Here is a 22533-nt window from a genome sequence, read left to right on the forward strand (position 1 = left end):
GGTTGCGGTCGAAGCTGATCAGGCAGGTCCCGGTCACCGCATGCTGGGTCTCGTGGAAGCCGTCGAACGGTGCGAGCATCGGCTGGAGCGCGGGCCGTTCTAACTCCAAGGCCTGCGCGACCGTCATCTCCTTGTGCTCGGGGTGCGCATGCATCTCCGCCCAGCGCCGGCACTCGGCTTCCAGCCAGCCGTTCAGTTCCTCCAGGCTGGCGAACCGCAGCCGTGGCTTGAAGAGGCGACCTCGGAGCGTCTGCACCTGGTGCTCGACCTGCCCCTTCTCCCAACCGGCGGCTGGCGAGCACGCGGTCGGCTCGACCATGTAATGGTCGGCCATCACCAGGAAGCGACGGTTGAACACGCGCTCCTTGCCCACAAACACCGTCGTCACCGCGGTCTTCATGTTGTCGTAGATGCCGCGCAGCGGCACACCTCCAAAGAAGGCGAAGCCGCGCGCATGCGCGTCGAACAGCATCTCCTGCGTCTCGCGCGGATAGGCCCGGACGTAGACCGCCCGCGATGCGCACAACCGCACATGAGCGACCTTCACGCGCATCGGCTTGCCCGCGATCTCTACATCCTCATGGCTCCAGTCGAACTGGTATGCCTCGCTAGGCTTGAACAGCAGCGGGATGAACGCCGCCACGCCGTCTCCAGGGTCTTTGCGCCGCGCCGCAGCCCAGCGCGTGGCGTAGCGCCGGACCGCATCGTACGATCCCTCAAAGCCTTCGCGCAGCAACAGATCATGGATGCGCGTCATCCGCAGCCGGTCGCGCCGCGACCGCACCTCGTTCTCGGTCAGCAGCGTATCGAGCCGCGCCTGGAATGGTCCGATCCGCGGCAGCGGCTGCACCGACCGATGATAATCGAACGAACCTTCCGGTGCCCGGATCGCCTTACGCACCACCTTGCGCGACAATCGAAGATCCCGTGCGATCGCTTTGATCGGCTTGCCGCCGGCGTACTCGCGCCGAACCCGAACCACAGTCTCCACCACCAATATCCCGATCTCGCAGCCTGAGAATACCCAGGCTGCTGTCTAAACCATCGAAATGAGGGGTCCCTGCTGGACGCCGATCACCCCGCTAAGGGGGTCCTTTTTGCACGCCGATCCACAGTTCGGTCAGCGCCGTGCTTTTGGTCTGCGCGCACACGCCGCTCTTTGTGCGACGCACGCTGTGAAATGCGGCCAGACCTTCCCGTCGATCGCGGCCTGGGTCTGGGTGGGTATCGGATCGTCCTGCCCTGGCACATGGCGAAGGGTCAGACGTGCACCGCGGTTTCGGTCCGGCCGGCGGCGCCGAACACGCGCAGATAGCGCGCGATCTCCGCCGGATCGCCGGTCGCCTTGGCCGGATTGTCGGAGAGCTTGACCGCTGGCCGGCCGTTCGCGCTGACCACCTTGCAGACCAGCGAGATCGGCGCGAGCGCCGCGTCACCGTCCGGATCGCAGCCGCGAAAATCGTTGGTCAGGTTGGTGCCCCAGCCGAAGCTGGTGCGGACGCGGCCGTGGAAATGGCGGTAGGTCGCTTCGATCGTGTCGATGTCCATGCCATCCGAAAAGATCAGCAGTTTCTCGCGCGGATCGCGGCCGTGCTGCTGCCACCAGGCGATGATCTGCTCGCCGCCCTCGATCGGCGGCGCGCTGTCCGGGCGGAAACCGGTCCAGTCGGCGACCCAGTCGGGCCCATTGGCGAGGAAGGCGGTGGTGCCGAATGCGTCGGGCAGCGCGATCAGCAGGTTGCCGCCATAGCTTGCCTGCCATTCCTCCAGCACGCGATAGGGCGCGCGGGCGAGTTCCGCATCGTCGCTCGCGAGCGCTGCGGCGACCATCGGCAGCTCGTGCGCGTTGGTGCCGATCGCCTCGAGATCGGCATCCATCGCTAGCAGTACGTTCGAGGTGCCGACAAAGCGGCTGCCCAACCCTTCCTTGAGCGCGTCGACGCACCAGCGTTGCCACAGAAAGCCGTGCCGCCGCCGTGTGCCGAAATCGGAAAGCACGAGATCGGGGAGCTGCTGCAGCCGCTCGACCTTGTTCCACAGCCGTGCCTTGGCACGCGCGTAGAGCACGTCGAGCGCGAAGCGGCCCTTGTCGCGCATCGCAGCGCGCGAGCGCAGTTCGTTGATGATCGCGAGCGCCGGAATCTCCCACATCGTCGCGTGCGTCCACGGCCCTGAGAAATGCAGCTCGAACTGCCCGTCGACCGTGCGCAATTCATATTCCGGCAGCCGGAAATTGCCGAGCCAGGCGATGAAGTCGGGCGCGAAGATCCGCGCTTCGCCGTAGAAGCTGTTGCCCGCCAGCCAGATCAGCTCCTTCTTGGAGAAGCGCAGCGTGCGCGCGTGATCGAGCTGGGCGCGCAGTTCGTGCGCGTCGATCGCATCGGCCAAGCGAACGACGCGGCTTCGATTGATCAGCGCGAAGGTCACGTCGACATCGGGGTGCTGGCGGCGGATCATCTGCACCATCAGCAGCTTGTAGAAATCGGTGTCGAGCAGGCTGCGCACGATCGGATCGAGCCGCCAGCTATGGTCGTAGGTGCGCGTCGCGATGTCGGTGAAGGTCATGCGTGCCTCCCAGCACTTGCGGGCGCCGTCGGTGTCGGCGGCGCGCCGCGGTAACGAAAGAGCTCGGCGGGCCGATGCGAGGCGTCGGGCTCGCGCTCGCCGGTCGGCACCAGCCAGCCGCGGTCGAGCATGCGCCGGCGAAACGCCGGCTTGTTGAGTCGGACCGACAGGATCGCCTCGTGGACATCCTGTAACTGCCGCAGCGTGAACCGCTCGGGCAACAACGCGAAGCCGATATCCGAATAGTCGATCTTGCCGCGCAGCCGCTCGCGCGCGACGCGCAGAATCGTCGCGTGGTCGAAGGCGAGGGGCAGGGGAGTGCCGGCAGCATCGCGCATCCGGCCGTCCGCGGCGAAACCCGCCGTGCCGAGGTCCATGCCCGAGGCCATCCCCCGAGCGAAGCTCGCTGCATCGAACAGCGCCATATACGCGACGCTGATAATCCGCATGCGCGGATCACGGTCGATCGCGCCGAACGTGTAGAGCTGTTCCAGCGACACGCCGGTAAGCCCGATCTTTTCGCGCAAGACGCGGTTCGCCGCTTCCTCGAGCGTTTCGTCGATCTGGACGAACCCACCGGGTAACGCCCAGCGCCCTTCTTGCGGCGCGGCCGTGCGGCGTTTCAGCAGCACCGAGAGTTCGCCGCCGGCGAGCCCGAGCAGCACCAGATCCACGGTCACCGATGGCCGATCGTATTGCGTCGGATCGTAATCGGGGGAGGGATCGGAGCTGGTCATGGCGGCCTTATATGCTGATCGCGCTTTACTTATATGCCATGAGAATATATGTAAAGTGCAGTATTGGGAGCCCGATATGCAATTCGTGATCGTCGTGGATACACAGGTCGATTTCATGCGCGCGGATGGCGCGCTGCCCGTGCCCGGTGCCGAGGCGCTCGTTGCGCCGATGCACGCGTGGCTTGCCACGCTCGATCCTGCCGAGACCGCCGGGGTGCTGTTCACCTTCGATACGCACTATGCCGATACCTATCCGGCGACCGCCGAAGCGGCACTGTTCCCGATCCACTGCGTCCGCGACACGCCGGGCTGGTCCAACATGCTCGATGCGAGCCTGATCGACCCCGCGATCGCGCAGTATCGGCTGGAGAAGGGAGTGTTCGACATGTGGGCAGAGGATGGCCTGATGATCGTGCCGAACGATGGGGCGGTCATCCCACGCGATCGCTTCTTCGCGGCTTTGAAAGCAGCCGGCACCACGCGCGTTACTGTGATCGGCGTGGCTGCCGATTATTGCGTGCGTTGGGCGCTGAACGGCTTGGTCGACCGCGGTTTCGCGTGCACCGTGCCAGCCTGTTGCGCGGCGAATTGTCGGTCGAGGAAACCGTTGAGGACGTTGATCCAGGCGTTGACCGCAGCGTTCTGCAGGCCGACGACCGTCGTCGCGCTGTAGATCGCCGGATACATAGCGCGCGTGTATTTGGCTTGGACCCCGGCACGGTCGAGCGTCGTGACGTTGAAGGTCGAGACGATCTGACTACCCGGTGCGGCGACACACCACGTTGCTGTCTGGCCGCACAGACTGGAGCTGGGATCGGCGATCCCGTTTGCCTGGTAATTGACGACCGAAAGCCAGTTCGAGCGCAGGCGCAGGTCGTTGAGCGGCGTCACCGCATCGAGGCTGGCATGTGCGCCCGCGTCGTTGCCGGCCGAGAAGACGACCAGCACATCGTTCTTGAGCACGGGGTCATAGAACCCGTTGAGCGTTTGCGCGAAGGTCGATTTCGCCTGCGTCAGCGACAGGGTGTAGGGCGCAGAGGTGCTAACGCCCCAGCTGTTGTTGATAACGCGAACCTTGCCGGTGTTGGCGAGGTCAACGATATTCTGGCGCGGGTCCGAGACCGTCGTCAGGCCGTCGATCCCGACGTCCCGAGCCCATAGGAAGTCGCCCGCTGAGAAATTGATCGTGGCCGCCAGGATGTTGGCTCCATAGGCGTTGCCGAACATCACGCCGTTGGCGGTACGGTTGCCCGCGACGGTTCCGGCGACGTGCGTGCCGTGATAATCCCACGGGGTGCGCGGGTTGATCAGGCCATCGTTGCCATAGCCTGCGGGCGCGGCGGTGCGGAGGCCGGAGATCTTGCCGCTTCCGGAGAACGACGGATGGCTGAACAGCACGCCGCCATCGTTGACGCCGATCGTCTGCCCCGCGCCGGTCAGGCCGAGGACATAGGCATATTCGATGCCCAGGAAGGCCTTGGAATAATCGACCTTGAACTGCGGGTCGTTGCGCCAGGACGCGAGCGCGGCGTTATAGTCGGTCGCGCGTGTACCATTTGCCATGTAATAACCGCCAGCGGGTGGGGGCGGCGGGCTACGGGTCTGCGCGGTGGCCGGAAGCCCGGTTAGCGCCGTGCCCAGAAATGCGGCGGACAAGACCAGACGGAACGACGTACGATACGATTCCATGCCCACGTAAAAAAACTCCCCCAGCTGGCGCTCCGGCGCCCTATTCTCAGTCATGACACTTTTGTCATTTTGCTCGAGCTGGCAATGGGCTGTCTTCACACGATAAATAATTTTATCGTCATAGTGGCTCTGTTGTCACAGCGCTCTTTACGACAGCGCTATCGGAGCCAGAAGGCGAGCGCGGTTGCGATGGCGGCGAACTGGATACCACTGCAAGTCCGCAGGCGTGACCCGGCGGACCATACCGCCGAGCTCGTCCATGTACGCATCGAGCGTCACCGTCGGGCCGCTCGTCCCGTGCTGCGCGATGACCGAACCTACGCCGTCATGGGTACTCTGGTCGGCCAGTGGCGTGAACTCGCGGCGCATTACGCGGCGCACCGCTTCCTCGTGTCCCTAGCAGCCGGGTGCGTCGGCCAGTTCGCCCAACAGACTCTTGGTCTTGTCCTGCGGCGTTGCCGCGGCAGGGAATCCGACGCGGAGACTTGCAAGTCCTGCCAGAACCCGCATGGACTTCTCCGCGGGGTCGAAAGAATGCCGTTGGAACGCGTAATCAGCAGAGGGTAACCGCCAATTCAGCGTTTGAGGAACGGATGTTGAGAAGCTGAAGCCAACGCGCGAATCACCGGTATTGGGTCACGACGCTATTGACCCTCCGGTTGCGGTCGACGCTTCTGACCCGCCAATTCGTCGTCCATGTAACCGAGCTCGAGCGGCGCGAAATGGGCGAACGCCGCCCAGTCGCCATGCTGCTGTGCGAACTCGGGCAACGTGGCGTCGACCAAGACCTTGCCTGACAGTCCACGATCGCGGGCACGGCTTACAAGGCTTCGCAAGTCGGCGAGATAGAGCTGGAAGTCGGCGACGTCGCTGAGCGTTGCCACTCCGCCATGCCCGGGGACGAAGGTGGTGGTGCTGGCGTTTTTGGCGTGCTGCATCCCGGCCACGGTCCTGATCCACCTCGCAACGTCGCCGTCGATGATATTGGGCGATACATGGCGCCAGAGAATATCACCGCAGAACACGGCCGTTGCATCAGGTACAGTGACGATCAGGTCGCCCCCGGTGTGGCCGAGCACTGGCTGGATCAGGATTTTTCGGGTGCCGAGCCAGATGGTCAGGTCCTGGTCTGTCGTCACATCGGGCAGGGCCAGAGACTTAACCATCGCCTCTAGGGCCGGTGACGGATGCGCGCCGAACAGATGGAGATTTTCGGTTCGTATCCAGCCGCGCACGTTGCGGTGCGCAATGATGATTGCGCCCGCGGCGCGGAACACGGCATCCCCCCCGACATGATCCGCGTGGTAATGCGTGTTGACCACGTAGCGAATGGGCTTCGGCGTCAACTTGCGGATGTCGGCGATGAGCAGCTTGGTCGCCTCCGGATCGAAGAAGCTGTCGATCACGAGCACCCCATCACCGCCGATGACGAAGCCGGCATTTGACCCCGACCGCCCCTCCGGGCCGTCGATTGCGGCATAGACGCCCGGCGCGATCAACGTCAGCGTAAAGGGATCCGCGGCCGGTTCGAGAGCGGTGGCGCCGGCGGGCGTGGCGAAGAAGGCTCCGGCGAGGAGGGCAGGCCGCCACAGCTGCCGGGCCAGCGTGATCCCGGCGATGATAGCGCGTCGCATCACCGTGCCGTGTCCGTTCCCTGCAGGAACGCGCCGATATGCACGTTCAGGAATTTGGCGTCGGCCGGATTGCTCGCCGCACCTGCCGTGTGACCCCAGAGCGACGGAATTGGAAGCAAGGTCACATGCGGGATAAAGCGGGCCTCGTAGCGCGCATCGTCGACGGGAAAATACAGGTCGGTCGCGGACGGCATGTACAGCACCGGCACCTTGATCGACGCGAGTGCGTTTTTGACATTTCCACCGAAGCCCGGGGTCGTACCGACGTCATGCGCCTCCCATGTGTGCATTTGAAGGATCAAATCGTTGGCATCGGCACCTGGAATGAAATCCTTGTAGAGCCCGTCGAAAACGGTGCGGAAGGTCGTGCCGGGGGGCGAGCCGGCGCGCCACGCTTCCTCGCGCCACCACCCTTGTGAAAACAGCCACCCGGCCCAGATCGCGCCGAAAGTCTGGAGGCCGGTTTTCGGCTGCACCTTGTAGTCGCCGCCTGCAAAGGTCGGATCGCTCTCGATCGCGATGATCTGGCTTTCGAGCCGCACGATGCCATGCGGCCAGGTCTTGGCGGTCGCCGAGGTGACGACGATGCGGTCCATGAAGTCGGGATACGTAACCGCCCATTGGAAAGCCTGCTCGCCACCCATCGAAAATCCCACGATCGCGCGCAGATGCCGCACGCCAAGCGCATCGCCGAGCAAGCGGTGCACTGCTGCGACATTGTCGCGGATGCTGGTGACCGGGAAGCGTGGCCCGTCGAACGGCGCGGGTGTGTTGCTGGGCGAGGAGGATTTGCCGTTGCCGAACAATTCGGTAGCGACCAGGAAATACTTCTTTGGATCGAGCGCCTTGCCTGGGCCAATCAGCCATTCGTAGCCATGCGCATCTGCCATGTAGTGCGACGGCAACAGCACGACGTTGTCGCGCGCGCTGTTGAGTGTCCCGTAGGTCGCGTACATGACCTTGGCCTCGGGCAAGACCTTGCCGTTCTCCAGTGCAAAATTCTTGATCAGGAAAGCACGCCTGTCTCCGTCGGCCGCCATCGCCGGCCCCGCCGCCGCCGCCGCCAATATCAGAGCTAGGAAGCTCGCTAGGACTCTCAGCATCGGGTTTGCCTCAACAGGTTCGGTTGCGTGACTTTACCGTTTTTACACGTGCGGACGACGTAAATCACGACATGGATAAGTAGGGTCTTTGAAGATCGAGCGGAGCGCCGCTAAACGTCTGAGTCTGGGTCATTGCAGGCAACAATGTAGCGCCGATACCGACCGCCTCCTTTCGTTCCAGTGGGATCCTTAGATGACCGTCATTGCCATATTCTTGTACTTTCGGACGGTTATCGAACTTCGCAACGATTGCGGGGACGTGCAGTGCGGACAACGGGTAACAGCGCGCTAGCGGTAATTGTCGTATTCACGGCGACGTCCGCCGGCGCCACAGCCTTGACGCAAAGCGATACACCTATTTCGGACTCTTCTGACAACAGCACGGACATCATCGTTCGCGGCCGCCACGTCCGCGGAAGCGCGGTTGGCTCGATCGAACCGATCGCGGTGCTGGACGAGAATGCGCTTAAAGGCTTGGGGGTGACGACGATCAAAGACGTCCTAGCGCGGCTCAAGGGGATCGCCACGTCGGCTGCGGGTGGAGATCCCGCGCTCCTGCTGAACGGACGGCGCGTGTCGGGCGTGGAGGACCTCTACAGCCTTCCGTTTGAAGCGATCGAGCGGACGGAGATTTTGTCGGAGCAGGACGCCGCGCGGTTGGGCTTCCCGTCAACTGTGCGAGTGATGAACTTCATCACCAAGAAGCATTTCCGTGCGCTGTCGGTCCATGAAACAGCCGGCACTACCACTGAAGGTGGTGGCGGCACGCACTATGCCGAAGTTAATGCGACGCGGATCAATGACGGCCGCCGCTTGTCGCTAACTGGATCGTACACGCATCAGGACAACATCCTGCAGAGCAGCTGGTCGATCCTTCCTGATCCCGCCGTGCCGTTCGCGCTTCAGGGCAACGTCACGCGCATCGGAGGCGGCAGCATCGATCCCGCGCTCGACGCACGTGCCGGCCGCGCAGTGACGCTCGCGGCGGTTCCGCCCGATGCGCAGGCGCGCCGTAACCTATCCAGCTATGCGGCGGCGGGGCAGGCGATGACCGATATCGGACCCTATCGAACGCTCCAGGCAAGGACTGACCAACTGCGGTTCGACGGCACGCTCGCAGTGCCGATCAAGACGATCGATCTGTCGTTTAACCTCTCGGCGCAGCAGAACTGGACGGCCGGGTCGAACGGCTTGGCGGCGGCCGCGATCACGGTTCCAGCGGGCCTGCCGGCTTTGCCGTTCACGACGCCTGTGCTCGTCAATCGCTATTTGCCGGGTATCATCTTGCGGCAGCAGGGGCAGGCATCGATGCTGCACGGCGGTGTCACCGCGCAGGGCGGCGTCGGGCGCTGGGCATGGAACGCGTCCGCGCGCTATGATCGCGTCGTCAATCAAGCGTATTGGAGACCGGGGTGCCGACCGACGCGCTTCAGGCGGCAGTCGCAGCCGGCGGCGACCCGCTCAAGCCGCTCGGATCGGCAGAGGCCGCGCAGCGGCTGGTCCAACGCAGCCGGACCCGCACCGATACGGTCGCGACGCATGGCGGCGTGAATGGGCCGCTACTCCGGCTGCCGGCCGGCGACGCGCTCGTCACCGTTACAACCGACTTTAGCCGTTCCGCTAGCGCGCTAAGCAGCGGCGGCGGACAGAATGCCGATCAGCCGTTCGCGCGATCGATAACCAGCGCTAGCGCCGCGATCGATCTGCCGATCGCCTCGGCGAATCATAACGTTCTCGCCTTCGCCGGCCAATTGGGGGTGAATGCTTCGGCTGGCGTTTCGGCCGTGTCGGGCTACGGCCGTCTGGCAAACAGCACCGCCGGTTTCAACTGGACGCCGACCCGACCAGTGCAATTGAGCGGTTCGATCATCCGGACGCGAAGCGCGCCGGCGATCAATTTGCTCGTGGATCCTCTGCTCACTGTGCCGAATGTGCCGGTGTTCGACTATGTCACGGGCAGCAGCGCGCTGGTCTCGACGCTCAACGGCGGTAACCCCACGCTCGCGCCCGAGCAGCGGCGGGTCAGCACGCTCAGCGTCCAGCTGCAGCCTTTCCGGAAGAAGGAATTCCGGTTGACGCTCGACCTGGTGAACACGCGCATCGAGGGGCAGAGCGCGTCACTCGGCAACGTCACCGCGCCATTCCAGGCCGCCTTTCCAGCGCTCTTCAGCCGGGACTTGCAAGGCAATCTTGTCAGCATCGACCTGCGGCCAATCTTGCACGTGAGAGTGAACGCAAGCAAGCGGGGCCACTCCGAACTGCTATGACCCGCCCCGGATCGTCCAGGGCGGCTGATGGTCGGTATAAACGAATGGCGGAAGTTGGGGAGCCGGAAGTTTGCCCCGAACGACTGGATATGGGTCTTCCGGACCGAAATCGCCCACCCGCGAAAGGTTAGGCTAATCGATCACAAAATCTAAGGGCGCTCGATCTCGGAAGCGGCGTTGTGATCTAGCCAGAACCAAGTGGCCCATGCATGCTGTGGATCAGGTGCGCGCTTGGGCCGTGCACGCGACCGTTATTTCACAGGCGAAGCTCGTGAAAAGTTGGATCTAACGACGAGTGTCCCATCGCTTGCCTCAACGGTGTCGAGTGATCGCAGCCGCTACAGCAGCAATGGTAAAGTGGGCGTGCGAATCTTTGGTCGCGCTATGTCAGTGAGCGAGCGGCCGAGAGCGCAAAAGCCGGGTCGACAGCCGAATTGCAGCACTTTGGTCGAAGAAGCCTGCGGCAAATAAGTTTCGAATGGTTGCACGCCGAGCTCACGACCACTGGGGTGGCAAGGCGCGACCGGCGTCATGGGTACGCAATGCGGAGAGTATCCATGGTTGACTACAGGGACAACACGTCAGGAAGCCCGCCAGGGTCGAGCGCAAGACAGCCGAGAACGAGCGCGTGACCGCAGCGTTGCTCGCCGCAGCGTTGGTCTTCACCCAAGGGCCGGTCGGTGCCACTCCCGCGAACGTGAGCGGCTTCTCCTCGGCTGGCGAATGGCAACAACCCAGATCGACAGATCTGGTGGGCAGCGAACGCACCTTCGCAGCCCCGAATGTTTCGAGCGAGGCCGGTGCCGACCGAAGGTCAAGTGCCGACCAGGGCGACATCGTCGTGACTGGCAGGAAGGGAAGACCAGACGACCCCCTGGCTGGCGTCAACGCGAAAGCGTTCGAGGCGACACAGACCATCGATCGGGCCTTGGTCGGGCCGGTCGCGCTCGCGTATAAGAGAGTTCTCCCGTCGCCCGTGCGCAGCGGATTGCGCAATTTCCTGTACAATCTGCACGAGCCCGACGTGTTCGTGAATTACCTTTTGCAGTTGAAGCCAGGCAAGGCTGTGGAAACGCTTGGGCGCTTCGCCCTCAACAGCACGCTGGGGGTAGGGGGGCTCGTGGATGTTGCAAAGCGGCGGCCCTTCAAGCTGCCCCGCCGTCCCAATGGCTTTGCCGACACGTTCGGGATTTACGGCATCAAGAACGGCCCCTTCCTCTATGTACCGCTGATCGGCCCCACGACGCTGCGCGATTTAGTGGGCGGAATGCTCGATCGTTTCGTGCTCCCCGTCGCGGTGGGCAGCCCGTTCAACCAATTGGCATTCTCGGTGCCGGTCGGGGTGCTGAGCACGCTCGATCACCGCGCGGAATTCGACGATCAACTCCACGTCCTGCATGACGGCGTCGCCGATCCCTATGCGACATCGCGCGATTTCTACCTGCGCCGGCGCCGGCAGGAAATCGACCATATCCGCGGCAAGGCGGCCCAGTCGCCATCGACGCCTCCGGCAGACGCGGCAGCTCATGTCGACGCTGTGCAAACCCCGAGCGCGCAGACTCTGGTGGCGCCCGGCGACCGAGATGGACAGACGACGAAGACGGGAGATGGCGCATGAACGAGACGATCCGCACGGAGCGATACAGCGCCGTCGCTCGGCTGCTGCACTGGTCGGTGGTGGGCCTTGTGGCGGTGCAGTTCGCGATCGCCTGGACCATGCCTGATATCGGCCGCGGAACCGAGCCGGTTGGGTTGATCGCCTGGCATCTTTCGTTCGGCGTAGCGATTCTGGCGGTGATGCTGGTGCGGGCGCTTTGGCGTCTGAGCCGCCGCGAACCGCTGCCGCCGGTGGCGCTGCCTGCGTCCTTGCGGATCGTATCGCGCGTCACGCATGTGCTGCTCTATGCGCTGCTGGTCGCGCTGCCGCTGCTCGGATGGGCCAATGCCTCGGCGCGCGGTTGGCCGGTCACTTTGTTCGGCATCTTGCCGCTTCCGCCGCTATCCGCGACCGGGTCGCCGCTTGGCCGCCAATTGGGCGACGTGCATCAAGCCGTCGCGATCGGGTTGCTGGTCGTCATCGGGCTGCACGTGTTGGGTGCGCTGTATCACGGCGTGATCGTGCGGGATCGAACCCTCCAGCGGATGCTCTGAGGCGCGGCACGCGGCATCCGCCGGGAACCGCGCGGCGGATCTTAAGCCCGGCGGGAAGCAGGGTCGCGGCCGCCAGGAAAAGGGCGAGCAGCGTCTCGGTCGCGGTAATTCCAAGTGCCCCGCTCGTCGCCGCGACGGTCGCCGCGGCGCCCGCTTTGCCGATCAGGGCGACAGAGCCGGCGAACAGCATGTCCTTGCCCGGCATCAGCGGGACGCGCGAGAGCAGCTGGCGGATCGTCAGAAACAGCAAGCACGTGCCCCACCCCAATGTCGGCTCGGCCGCCAGCCAAAGCGGTACGAGCAGCGCCAGCATCGCGACCGCTCGCACGACATGAACGCTCCCGACAAACAGCGCATCGCGTCCCGACATCCTGAGCAGGCGTCGACGAAAGCCGATCATCGCCAGGCTCGGAACGACCACCAGCGCAACGGATAGAGAGATATGGGCGGTGCCGAGGCCGAGCGACGCGATTCCGGGGCCCAGCGCAAATGCCGCGATAAGACCGATCGTCACGACATTGCCCACCAGCGCCGACAGCACTGAAACGTCCTTGATCGCGTGCAACGGTGCGTCGATCCGCTGTCCTCGTGCCCACGCGAACAGGTAAACGTCGCCCGAGTAGCTGAACATCACTTCATTGCTGATGAAGCGGCGGGTCAGCACGCCGAGCATACCCTTCCGTCTTCCCCATAGCCGCCGGAAGATCACGAGATCGGCGAGCGGATGCACAAAAACGTAACCCACCGCTGCACACCAGAAGCTCGGCGACGCGCCGATCAGCGCCCTGAACCCAGTGAGAGGCATCTGCCGGAAAGCAAAGATCGCAACGCTGAACCAGCTTAGTGCCAGCGCTGCGCGGAGGATCACCCCGCGATGCCGGGACAGGGTCGACTTCAGCGAAGCGATCATCGATCGATCGTACCGATGAGTCCGCGCACCCCGAATCCGGCGTCGACCGCGCGGATGGTGGCCGTGGAGCCGAGCATCTCCGAAAACTGCTTGGGGGTGAACAGACGGTGCGTCCCGGTCTCGTGCAACCCGATGCGGCGCAGGGCGGCGGCTTCGGTGACGTAGACCGCGATCCGGCCGCCTGGCCGGACGACGCGCGCAAGCTCGGCGAGGACCGCCTGATCGTCCTGCCAGAAATAGGCGACGTTGGTGGCCAAGATGCGATCGAAGCGCGCGTCGGCGAACGGAAGCGCGTCGAAATCTGCGACCGAAAACCGCGCTTCGGGGTGCTGCTGCTGCGCCAGCGCAATCATCTCCTCGGCATGATCAACGCCGTGGACAACGCCGTGAGCCGCGGCCGCCTGCAAAGCCGGAATGGCATCGCCCGGACCGCAGCCCAGATCGAGCACCGCGTCGCCCGCCCGCACGTCGAGCGCCGCGATGGCGAGCGCGGTCGGGCGACGGTTGGCGAGCCGCATCGCCTGCGCGACGACGCGCCCGCCCAAGCCTTGCGGCCGTGCCAATTGTCGGCCGAGCGCCGACGTGACGGCGTTCATGCGTGTCGGAGCTTCGCGTCGATCTTGCCCAGCAAGGCGCGCAGCTCCGCGCGGCGTCCGGCATCCCAAACCGGGCGCGCGGCATTGACGGGGGCCTGGAGCGCGCGCTGGGCATAGACCTTCGCGTCGGCGGGATGCCCTTCGTCGTTCAGAAAGTCGGCGTAGAAGAAATTGTTGTCGAGCCCGCGCGGATCCTGCCGCAGCGCGGCTTCGAGCAACGCGCGCGCCTTGGGCGTGCTGCCGAACCCGACCGGGAAGCCGGGGACGCGGTAGTAGAGCACGCCCAGGCTCATCTTCACGCCGCCATCGGCGATGTTGGGGTCGATCGCCTGCGCCCGCTCGAGGATGCCCTTGGCCGCCTTGGCGAGCCCGAGCTGACGGAACACGCTGGCGCGCGCCGCCTCCTCGCTGGTGACGATGCCCTGCCACAGCAACGGCTCGGCGCGCCCCGGGAAGCGCGCGGCGACCTGCGCGGCCTGTGCGGCGAGGACATCGAGCTGGCGGTATTGCTGGTCGCGATCGGTAACTTCGTAGCGGATGTGCGCCCATTGATCGTTGATGCGCTGCACCGCTGCATCCATCTGCGGGGTGTTGCTGGCACGCGCCACGCCCGAGACGGCGAGCAGCGTGCATAAGGCGGCGGCGAGACGAAGACGGCGCATGGAAAGCTCCTGGATCATGGTTCGACGAAAAGCGTGCGTGCGGTCGCGACTTGCTTGGCGAGGCCGCGGTCGATCAGGCGTGGCACCGCGGCATTGAGTTGGGTGAAGACGCGTTCGAGCATTCCGATCGAGACATCCGTCGCGCGCCGCTCGATCGCCGCGACGATCGTATCGGCAACGTCGTCCGGACGGTCGGCGGCCATCCCGCTCAGCGCCATGAAACGCTCGATCGCGGCGGTGTTGAACGCGGTGCGCACGGCACGCGGCGCGATATAGGTGATCGCGATATTGCGCCCTGCAACCTCGCGCCGCAGCGCCTGGCTGAACGCCTTCAGCCCCGCCTTGGCGCTCGAATAGGTCGTGAAATAGGGATAGGGCACCGCGCCCATCACCGATCCGATATTGACGATCTGACCGTCTCGTCGCGCGATCATCTGCGGCAGCACGGCACCGCTCACGATCGCGGGCGCGACGAGGTTGACCGCATAGCCGAGCGCGATGCGGGCTGTGCCCTGCGCGTCGAGCGGGCCGAAATATTGCAGGCCGGCCAAGTTCACGAGAATGTCGACGTGGGTCGCGGCAAGCGTGCTCGCCAGCACCTCGAGCGCATCGGGATTGGATAGGTCGCACGCGAGGCATTCCTGGCATGCCACGGCATCGACCCGATCGACGCCGATGACATAGGCACCCGCCGTCCGAAGCCGTTTGGCCACGAGCGACCCGATCCCGCCGGCCGCCCCGGTCAGGACGACGCGCTTCCCCTCAAGCCGCGACACGCATCGCCTCCAGTTCGATCCCGGCGAACAGCCCGCCGAACAGGCCGAACATCGCGCGCGCCATCGCGATGATCGCGGCCTGGTCGCCGGGATCGTCGATGCGGTTCATCAGGCGTTCGAAGAACGCCATATGGTCCTGGTCGAGCGCGCCGTGCGACGTGAGATAATGGAACGCCCCTTCGGGCAGCCCGAGCGCTGCTTGCACCGCGCCTGCGCCGTGGCTCGCCATCGCGATACTCGTCCCTTCGAGCACATAGACCATGCCGAAGAACGCCGCCGGGTTGCCCTCGCGGATCGTGCGATAGGCGTGATCGACCATTGCCTTGGTGGCGGGGGAGGGGGCGCTCGCTGCGGCACCTGCGCGGTTGCCCCCGGCGGCGGCGATGTCGTCGAGGATCCACTCTTCGTGGCCGGTCTCCTCCTCGATATACTCGTCGAGCGCGCGCACGAGCACCGGACGGGCGCCGAGCCGTGCGCGTGCTTCCTGCATCAGCGGGACGGTGTGGCGGACGTGATGATACGCCTGGGTGAGATAGGCGATATAATCCGGCACCGAGATCCGGCCGGTCAGCCCGGCGATCAGCTGCGGCGTCATCGCGAAGCGCGCTTGCGCCTCGCGCGTTTCGGCGACGAGGCGTTCGAAGAAGGGCTGCTCGGCGGCGGCGTCGCGATACGGATAGGCCGTATCGATCGCGGTGCGGCGAAGCCGACCGTTGCCGGTGAGCAATCCCGCCGAGGGCAGGAACGGCGGCACGATCTGCCACGCGCCGACCCGCGCATATGCCGGCAAGGTCAGATTTGCCGTGGCGACCGCTGTGGCGACATCGGCATCCGGCGTGGCTGGCACGATCAGCGCGTCGAGGATCGCGCGTCCGTCGCCGCGGACCATGACCTGCGCGATCGCCGAATCGGCCTTCAGCACGCCTTCGACCCATTCTGGAGAGACGTTGCGCCCATGGCTCGTCACGATCAGCGCCGATTTGCGGCCCTCGATCCAGAGCCTTCCCACGTCGTCGATCCGACCGATATCGCCGGTCGCAAGCGGGCCGGGGGGGCGGGGCGCGCCGACGGTGCCGAGATAGACCGGCCCGTCGATGAGGATCTCGCCATCCTCGGCAAGGCGGATCGTGTTCGCGCCGATCGCCCGGCCGACGCTGCCGCGCGACCCCGCTGCACCGTCATCGAGCGCGACGACCGAGGCGCATTCGGTCAGCCCATAGCCTTGCCGCACAGGCAATCCAACGGCTGCTGCGGCATCGAGCAGCTTGGGCTCGATCCGCGCGCCGCCGACTGCGACGAGCGTCAGGCGCGGGAGCCGCACGCCGCTCGCGGTCATCGCAGCAACGAGGCCCGCCAGATATTCGGGCACGAGGATCAGCGAGGTGATCGCGTGCGCGTCGATCGCGCGCAGCATCGTGCCGAAATCGGGGCGGAACGGGTCGGCCATGCCGACCGCCGCTTGCGGCAGGGCGACATAGGTGCCGCCGGCCAGGATCGTCGCGTAGAAACCCGCGACGTTCTCGAGCAGGATCCCCGGCGGGAGCAGCGGCAAGTGCCGACCTGCATGATCTGCGCCCAGTTGGGCCACCACCGCACCCGCGACTTGCGAGAGATGGTCGAGCGACAGGCATATCCCTTTGGGATCGCCGGTCGACCCCGAGGAAAAGGTGATCCGCGCGGTGCCTTCGGGCAGCGGTGCGGCGGTGCGTACTTTCCGCTCGGCGGTGAACGAGAACCCGCCCTGCGGATCGCGCACGAGTGCGACCGGCCCGCTGATCAGCGCCGACGCGCCGGCGTGGTCGAGTGCGGCTTCGACCTGTGCCGGCGTGAAGAACGCTGGCAACGGGATGGATGGAATGCGCGCTTCGATGAGTGCGAGGTCCAGGAGGCATTCCGCTACGCCATGATCTACGCGCGTCGCGATCGGGCGGCCTGATTCGAACTCGGCCGACACAAAGGCCGTCAGGCCAGGTACCGTGTTGGCTAACGCGGCCCATGTTATCGGCTCTGCGCCGTCGAGTGCCAGCCTGTCGGGTCGTTCTTCCGCGTGATGCAGGATCGCCGTCCAAAGGTCGCTCACGAAAATGTCCTTCGCATCGAGTTTCGTTGGAGTTTCTCGCGACACAGCGCGACGTCGCCGGCGCACAGCATCGGGTCGGAGTCGTAATACCGGCCCCAGCGCGAGGCCTCGGCCGCCACCGCTTCGATCCGCGCGGGGGCGATAACGACGATCGGCAGATCGAGCCGTGCGAACATCGCGCGCAGCGGCTGTGTCAGGACGGCGACGGCAATATCCGCCTGGCCCTGCAGCGCAGCGGCGGCCTCGCGCCACAGGGCGATCGTCGCGGCGGGGCGGTGCGAGGCGTGGTTGCCGATTTCAGCGATCCGATCGCGCGCGATGCTGCGTCCGAACCGCTCGCTGAGCACGAACTCGATCGGCTCGTCGATATAGCGCTCGAGCAGCAACGCGCCGGCGTCGGCAGCGCGGAAGCCCAACACGGCCTGTGGCGCCTCGGGCTGGCCGACGCTCAGATAGGTCGGATAGTCGGATGGCGGAAAGGCCGCATGGACTGCCGCATAGCGGTCGGCAATCAGGGAGCGAATGGCCGTATCGTGCATGAACACCTCGTCGATGCACGAGAGACGTCACGCATGGCCGGCCACCCTACCTTGGCGGTCGAGAGAAATCGTTCGGGCTAGAAACTTCGGCGTACCGAAAGCGATGCGGTCCTCGGACGGACGGGGGTGCGCTGCGGCGCGGCCGTCACCGTGAACGGATTGCCGAACGCGAAACTGTCGGCGCGGGTATCGCCCGCATTGTCGAGACCGGCGCGGATTTGCCACGCGGCGATCTCCGCGCTCAGCGATCCCGAAAGCAGCAGGATCGGGCTGCTTTCGCGGTCGAGCGCGGGATCGAAACTGAGCCGCGTCTCGCCGATATAGCTTGCGCGCCCGGTCGCGCGCAGCTGCCACCGGCCGAGCCTGAGCGCGTAGCTTGCCTCGCCATGCGCGCTGGCGTCGGGAATGATCGGGAGCCGGCGGTCGGGCTCGACCCCAGGAAGCGCGCCGGGATTGATCCGCGCGTGCTGGAGCAGCGTTCCGGCCGAGAGCGAGATGCGTCCTGCGGGCCGCCACTGCAGGCTGAGATCGATCCCGCGATTGCTCGCATCGCCGGCATTGCGCGTCGAGATCAGGCCGTCGGTGGCGAGATAGTCGGCTTGGACATGCGCCCAGTCCGACGCGAACAGCCCGAGATCGAGCGACAGGCGATCGTTGGGCGACGACCAGCGGACCCCAAGGTCATAGGCCTGCAATTCGTCTGACTGATACGAGGTCGGCGACGAAGGGCCGACCGACGTCGTGTCGACCCCACCGGGACGCAACGCGGAGGCATAGCGCGCGAACACCAGCAAGCGCGGATCGTGCTGCCAAGCGATCGTCGCGCTCGGGCTCGCGCGGACGATCGCACGGCTGATGGTGCCGCCGATTGAGCCCTCCGCCCGTTCGTCATCGACCGAAGACCGGAAGACGCGGACACCGGTGCCGACACGCAGCCGATCGGACAGATGCCAAGTCACCTCGCCGAACATAGCGGCCTCATCGACGCTGCGGGTGACGCGGAGCACCGGCACAGTGGTCGCGCCGACCAGCGTTCCGGTCGCGGCGGTTTTCGCGGCGAGCAGCGCTGCGCCGCCGAGCCAATCGAACCGTCCGGCCGAGCCGGTCGCGCGTATCTCGCCGGTATAGACACGGTAGGTGCGCGCATCGCGATAGGACGCAGGCGCGGTCCCGCCGAGCAACACGGCCTTGGACGACGCATCGTAGGTGGCGTTGACCTCCTGCGACGTGGCGCTTGCAACGGCGGTGACCCGAGCCCCGCCGATCGACCCGTTCGCCGTCGCGCTGACGAGCGATATCCCGGTGTCCTGCGGCTCGCGTAGCTGCGGGGGGCGCGTCAGTGTGTGCGGCGCTTCGACATATTGGCTGTCGGCAACCGACGAGCCTTGGGTGATTCCCTGAAGATCGACGATCCAGTCGCCAAATGGCCGGGCGCGCACCGCGATCCGGCCACCGCTGGTCTGCCCGTGATTGAGGTCGCGCGTGCCGTCGGTCGAATTGATCCAGCTGCCTTGCCCGATCCGATAGCCGACCAACCGGATAGCGAGTTGGCCGGGTATGAGTGGGAGATTGATCACGCCGTCGAAATCGCCAGCGCCGCTCCCGCTTTGCGTCGCGCTGCCGCCGCTGCGGAGCGACCCGCTGGCGCGCGTGAGGTCGGGCTTGGCTGGCACCAGCCGATACACGCCGCCAAGCGCGCCGGTGCCGTAGAGCGGCCCCTGCGGTCCTTTCAGCACTTCGACTTGCGCCATGTCGATCAGGCGCAGATCGGGGTCCGGCGCGTCGTAGGTCACGCGCGATTCATCGACCTGGACGCTGACGCTCGATTGCCCGAAACCGTCGAACGGGCTGTCGGCGATGCCGCGAATGAACAGCCGGTTGCGCCCGGAGCCGAGATTGGTGACCGAAAGGCCGTTGATCGATGCGGCGAGATCGCGCGTGCCGGGTGTATCGGCGAGAGCGGCTAGGCGTTCGGGCGTTGCTATCGCGAGCGGAATTGCCGCCGATGCCAGAGTTTCGCGGTGTTTGGTCGCGGTCACCACGATGTCGTCATGCTCGGCGGTCTCGCGCGCAGCCAGTGGGGAAATGGAGCGCGGGGAGCGTATGACCTGGCGCGGGGCGCGTTCGATCCGCCAAAGATCCGGACCGACGCGGATCGCCCGCAGCCCGGTGCCGCGCAGCATGTCTGCGAGCGCCGCGGCCACCGACATGCGACCATGGACGCCGCGCGTGAGCGTGGTACCGAGGGGAATGTCAGCGCCGATCGAGGATCCCGACTGGCGCGCCAGCGCGGTGATCGCGCGGTCGATTTGCCCTGCCGGAATATCGAGCCGCAGCGTCTGCGCGCGCGCCGGGCTAGTGGCGGCGGCGCTCCAGCCGAACGCCAGCACCAGCATGGCGCGCCTCGAGCCCGATGATCGTCGCCAACGCGTCCGCAGCTTGCGTTCCCTTTCCAATCTTCAACGCCCCCGAGAAACGGAGATTGGCGATTGCGGGATCGACCGTCGTTTCGGCTCCCGCATAGCGCGTGATGTCGCTTGCAACCAGCGCCAGCGGCGCATCGGCATAGACGAGCTGCCCGCCACGCCAGCTTCCGACGCTTTCGGCGGCGATGCTGGTTAGCGTGACGCTCCCCTGTTGCCCGAGCAGCGCCCGGCCTTGCACCAGCGTGACCGGCGTATCCAGACCCGCTGCCGCCACGGCGATGTGGCCCTCGGCCACCGCGATGCGGGTCGTTGCACCATCAACCGCGATATCGAAGCGTGTCCCGATATCGCTGATGCGGTAGCGCCCGGCGGTGATTGACAGCGTCCGGTCGGCGCGGTGCGGCACGTCGAAATAGGCTGTACCGTTGAGCGCGAGTTGTGTTTGATCGCCGTGCTGCGCGACGAGACGGCTATGCGGCGCGAGCTTGGCGCTGCTACCATCGATCAAGGCAATCGTGCGCGCTGTCGCGCCGGTTTGCCAGGCGATATCGGCGGCGGGGCGGGGCAGCGCTACGACGAGGGCCAGCGCGGCGGCCAGCGCACCGCCTGCCACCACCGCCCAGCGCCAGCGCCAGCGCCTCGGTTCGCGCTGTGCCGGGGCAGGTGCGGCGAGGTGCGCAACGATGGTTGCGTGTTGCGCCACGATGTCGTCATCGAGAAGCGCGATGCGGTCGAACGCGGCGCGGTGGCGCGGGTCTGCTTCGAGCCAGATGGCAAAGCCGTCCCAATCCATGTCGTCGGCATCCTGCGCCGCGTGCCATTGTGCCGCGCGTTCCGTGATATCCTCGTTCATTGCATCACCTCGCCGCAGCCTGCGCTGCCGCCGCTCTCTGTTCCATTGCCAAGACGGCGCGGCGTGTCGTTCACCCCAGTTCCCCTGCATCGAGCATGCGTCTCAGATGCGCCATCGCGACTGCCATATGCTTTTCGACGCCCTTGCGGCTGATCCCGAGCCGTGCCGCGGTCTCGGCATGGCTCAGGCCGTCGAGCTTGTGCAGGCGGAGCGCGCGGGCGGCGCCGGGGGGCAGCCGGCCGATCGCCACAGCGAGGCGCGCGACGTCCTCGCGCGCGATCAGCTCGGTTTCGGCGACTGCCTCGGCCCGCGGTTCGGGGCCGTCGGGGCGCTGGCCCTGCTCGACATCCGCCCAATCCTGCTCGCGGACCGCGCGCCGTCGGCCCGCGCGGAGACGGTCGAGGACGAGGTTCTGGGCAACGCGGTACAGATAGGCACGGCCGTTGCCGATCGGTCCGGACGGCACCGATCCGATTTTGAGCCACATCTCCTGCACAACGTCTTCTGCCTCGGCGGCGCTACCGGTTCGGGCAGTCAGAAAACGTACGAGGGCAGCCCGGTGCTGGATGTATAAAGCCGCAAGTCCGTCGCTGCCGTCGTCCGCACTGCCTTCGCTCAAACGACTAACCTTCCGTTGTTTGAGCTAGCATGGCGGATGGCTCGAGGCGTCGAGCTGTAGCACGATCTCGCTAACAGCAAAATGTAGACCGAATCAGCCCGATAACCGCTGCCGTCGCTCTCCAGAGTCCGGTTCCAGCACCTAACCTGCCGAACTCGATATGCGGCCGGGTGGAAATACGCATCTGATGGATACTTGAACAGCATCGCACTCTATTGCGATCACAAAGATCGATAGGTCGAGGGTGCTACCCGTTTTTACGATCAGGCATTTGATGTCGCATCTGGGCGTCGTGTGGGTGCGTGGAACTGACGAGCCGAGTATCAACGGCGATTTTCTCCCGCCGCAACACCCACGGACTAGGGCTGGCCTAGCCGCGCGATGATCGATGAAATTCGGCTACGCTTGACGTCAGTGACCTCGGTATCTCCCGTGGCCGAACGTATAATGGCGTCAATCGCCAGCGACGCTGTTATACGGCGAAAGGTCTGGATCCAGTGGATTACAGCCGGACCGCTTTCGCACGGTAAATCAGTGTAAGTGGCCCTCCGTTCATGTCCATGCTCTCGATTGCGGCCGGCTGGTTGTGACGCGGGCTACCGATAGCGCAGTAATCGAATCCCGTTAGAGTGATTGTCTGGATGCAGCGCCATCCAGATCCGCTCTGTATGTAAGATCCGGTTCGAAGGTCTCGATCTTTATCTCCTCGCGGCTTTTGCCATGCTGATCGAGGAGCGTAGCGTGTCGGGCGATCGGCCGATCGGCTACACCTGAGCCAACCAGCGGCGCATTTGCTCGGTTGAAAATCTATGTCGGCGACACATCGCTGGTGACGAAGGGAAAAGGGATGTATCCATTCGGCGACGACCATCGGGCGTAATTTTGTCTCGCGTGCGCGAGCGATCAGGCCGCTTGCTTGATCTTGA

General features: G+C 65.3%; 20 protein-coding genes and 1 pseudogene. 5 read left to right on the plus strand and 16 right to left on the minus strand.

From position 1 onward, the window contains the following. From istA to QN347_RS14510, 3 genes are all read right to left on the minus strand, one after another. Positions 1-1000: IS21 family transposase (gene istA / locus QN347_RS14500; RefSeq protein ID WP_323494099.1), on the minus strand; the 1000-nt coding region annotated here is incomplete at its 3' end. A 260-nt stretch (positions 1001-1260) separates the two neighbouring features. Continuing rightward, positions 1261-2565: a nicotinate phosphoribosyltransferase gene (pncB, locus tag QN347_RS14505; RefSeq protein WP_322163952.1), complete on the minus strand. Its 1305-nt coding sequence runs from the start codon at positions 2563-2565 to the stop codon at positions 1261-1263. Further along, positions 2562-3239, minus strand: coding sequence for an NUDIX hydrolase (locus tag QN347_RS14510; protein WP_322163951.1), 678 nt, complete (start codon positions 3237-3239; stop codon positions 2562-2564). The genes pncB and QN347_RS14510 overlap by 4 nt, the downstream gene beginning before the upstream one ends. Before the next feature lie 139 nt (positions 3240-3378). On the opposite strand from QN347_RS14510, the gene QN347_RS14515 reads away from it, so the two are divergent. Next, positions 3379-3975, plus strand: coding sequence for a cysteine hydrolase family protein (locus QN347_RS14515; RefSeq protein WP_322163950.1), 597 nt, complete (start codon positions 3379-3381; stop codon positions 3973-3975). A 59-nt stretch (positions 3976-4034) separates the two neighbouring features. Here QN347_RS14515 and QN347_RS14520 read toward each other — a convergent pair. The 4 genes and pseudogenes from QN347_RS14520 to QN347_RS14535 all read right to left on the minus strand — a co-directional run. Next, a pseudogene (locus QN347_RS14520) lies at positions 4035-5045 on the minus strand (S8 family peptidase); the annotation flags it as partial. Positions 5046-5138: 93 nt separating this feature from the next. Next, on the minus strand, positions 5139-5372 hold the full coding sequence (locus QN347_RS14525) for a hypothetical protein (protein ID WP_323494093.1): 234 nt from the start codon (positions 5370-5372) through the stop codon (positions 5139-5141). Positions 5373-5635: 263 nt separating this feature from the next. Further along, entirely contained in the window at positions 5636-6625 is a 990-nt protein-coding gene (locus QN347_RS14530; RefSeq protein WP_322163948.1) for an MBL fold metallo-hydrolase, read from the minus strand. Continuing rightward, positions 6625-7728: an alpha/beta fold hydrolase gene (locus tag QN347_RS14535; protein ID WP_322163947.1), complete on the minus strand. Its 1104-nt coding sequence runs from the start codon at positions 7726-7728 to the stop codon at positions 6625-6627. Before QN347_RS14535 ends, QN347_RS14530 begins: the two co-directional genes overlap by 1 nt. Before the next feature lie 336 nt (positions 7729-8064). On the opposite strand from QN347_RS14535, the gene QN347_RS14540 reads away from it, so the two are divergent. The 4 genes from QN347_RS14540 (at position 8065) to QN347_RS14555 (ending at position 12146) form a co-directional block, all read left to right on the plus strand. After that, a complete protein-coding gene (locus QN347_RS14540) occupies positions 8065-9279 on the plus strand; it encodes a hypothetical protein (RefSeq protein WP_322163946.1) in 1215 nt (404 codons plus the stop codon). Then, entirely contained in the window at positions 9276-9995 is a 720-nt protein-coding gene (locus QN347_RS14545; RefSeq protein ID WP_322163945.1) for a hypothetical protein, read from the plus strand. The genes QN347_RS14540 and QN347_RS14545 overlap by 4 nt, the downstream gene beginning before the upstream one ends. Positions 9996-10623: 628 nt before the next feature. Further along, the gene (locus QN347_RS14550; RefSeq protein ID WP_322163944.1) at positions 10624-11613 is read left to right on the plus strand and encodes a VacJ family lipoprotein; all 990 of its coding nucleotides are present in this window, start codon (positions 10624-10626) and stop codon (positions 11611-11613) included. Further along, on the plus strand, positions 11610-12146 hold the full coding sequence (locus QN347_RS14555; protein WP_322163943.1) for a cytochrome b: 537 nt from the start codon (positions 11610-11612) through the stop codon (positions 12144-12146). Before QN347_RS14550 ends, QN347_RS14555 begins: the two co-directional genes overlap by 4 nt. Here the strand turns inward: QN347_RS14555 and QN347_RS14560 are convergent. From QN347_RS14560 to QN347_RS14600, 9 genes are all read right to left on the minus strand, one after another. Next, positions 12070-13056 carry a hypothetical protein gene (locus QN347_RS14560; RefSeq protein ID WP_322163942.1) on the minus strand — a complete coding sequence of 329 codons (987 nt, stop codon included), beginning with the start codon at positions 13054-13056 and terminating at the stop codon, positions 12070-12072. The two genes, QN347_RS14555 and QN347_RS14560, sit on opposite strands and share 77 nt — an antisense overlap. Next, entirely contained in the window at positions 13053-13601 is a 549-nt protein-coding gene (locus QN347_RS14565) for a class I SAM-dependent methyltransferase (RefSeq protein WP_323494096.1), read from the minus strand. Before QN347_RS14565 ends, QN347_RS14560 begins: the two co-directional genes overlap by 4 nt. 47 nt (positions 13602-13648) lie before the next feature. Beyond that, positions 13649-14314 carry a hypothetical protein gene (locus QN347_RS14570; protein ID WP_322163940.1) on the minus strand — a complete coding sequence of 222 codons (666 nt, stop codon included), beginning with the start codon at positions 14312-14314 and terminating at the stop codon, positions 13649-13651. A gap of 14 nt (positions 14315-14328) precedes the next feature. Then, a complete protein-coding gene (locus tag QN347_RS14575) occupies positions 14329-15090 on the minus strand; it encodes an SDR family NAD(P)-dependent oxidoreductase (RefSeq protein ID WP_322163939.1) in 762 nt (253 codons plus the stop codon). After that, on the minus strand, positions 15077-17170 hold the full coding sequence (locus QN347_RS14580) for an AMP-binding protein (RefSeq protein WP_323494097.1): 2094 nt from the start codon (positions 17168-17170) through the stop codon (positions 15077-15079). Before QN347_RS14580 ends, QN347_RS14575 begins: the two co-directional genes overlap by 14 nt. Beyond that, positions 17167-17709, minus strand: coding sequence for a thermostable hemolysin (locus QN347_RS14585; RefSeq protein ID WP_322163935.1), 543 nt, complete (start codon positions 17707-17709; stop codon positions 17167-17169). The genes QN347_RS14580 and QN347_RS14585 overlap by 4 nt, the downstream gene beginning before the upstream one ends. 77 nt (positions 17710-17786) lie before the next feature. After that, complete coding sequence (locus QN347_RS14590; protein ID WP_322163934.1) at positions 17787-20105, minus strand: TonB-dependent receptor; 2319 nt, start codon at positions 20103-20105, stop codon at positions 17787-17789. Further along, on the minus strand, positions 20065-20988 hold the full coding sequence (locus QN347_RS14595) for a FecR family protein (protein ID WP_322163933.1): 924 nt from the start codon (positions 20986-20988) through the stop codon (positions 20065-20067). Before QN347_RS14595 ends, QN347_RS14590 begins: the two co-directional genes overlap by 41 nt. A 70-nt stretch (positions 20989-21058) precedes the next feature. Further along, positions 21059-21607: an RNA polymerase sigma factor gene (locus QN347_RS14600; protein ID WP_322163932.1), complete on the minus strand. Its 549-nt coding sequence runs from the start codon at positions 21605-21607 to the stop codon at positions 21059-21061. Between the last annotated feature and the right edge of the window lie 926 nt (positions 21608-22533).

Source organism: Sphingomonas sp. 10B4 (assembly GCF_035019905.1).
Classification (GTDB): domain Bacteria; phylum Pseudomonadota; class Alphaproteobacteria; order Sphingomonadales; family Sphingomonadaceae; genus Sphingomonas; species Sphingomonas glacialis.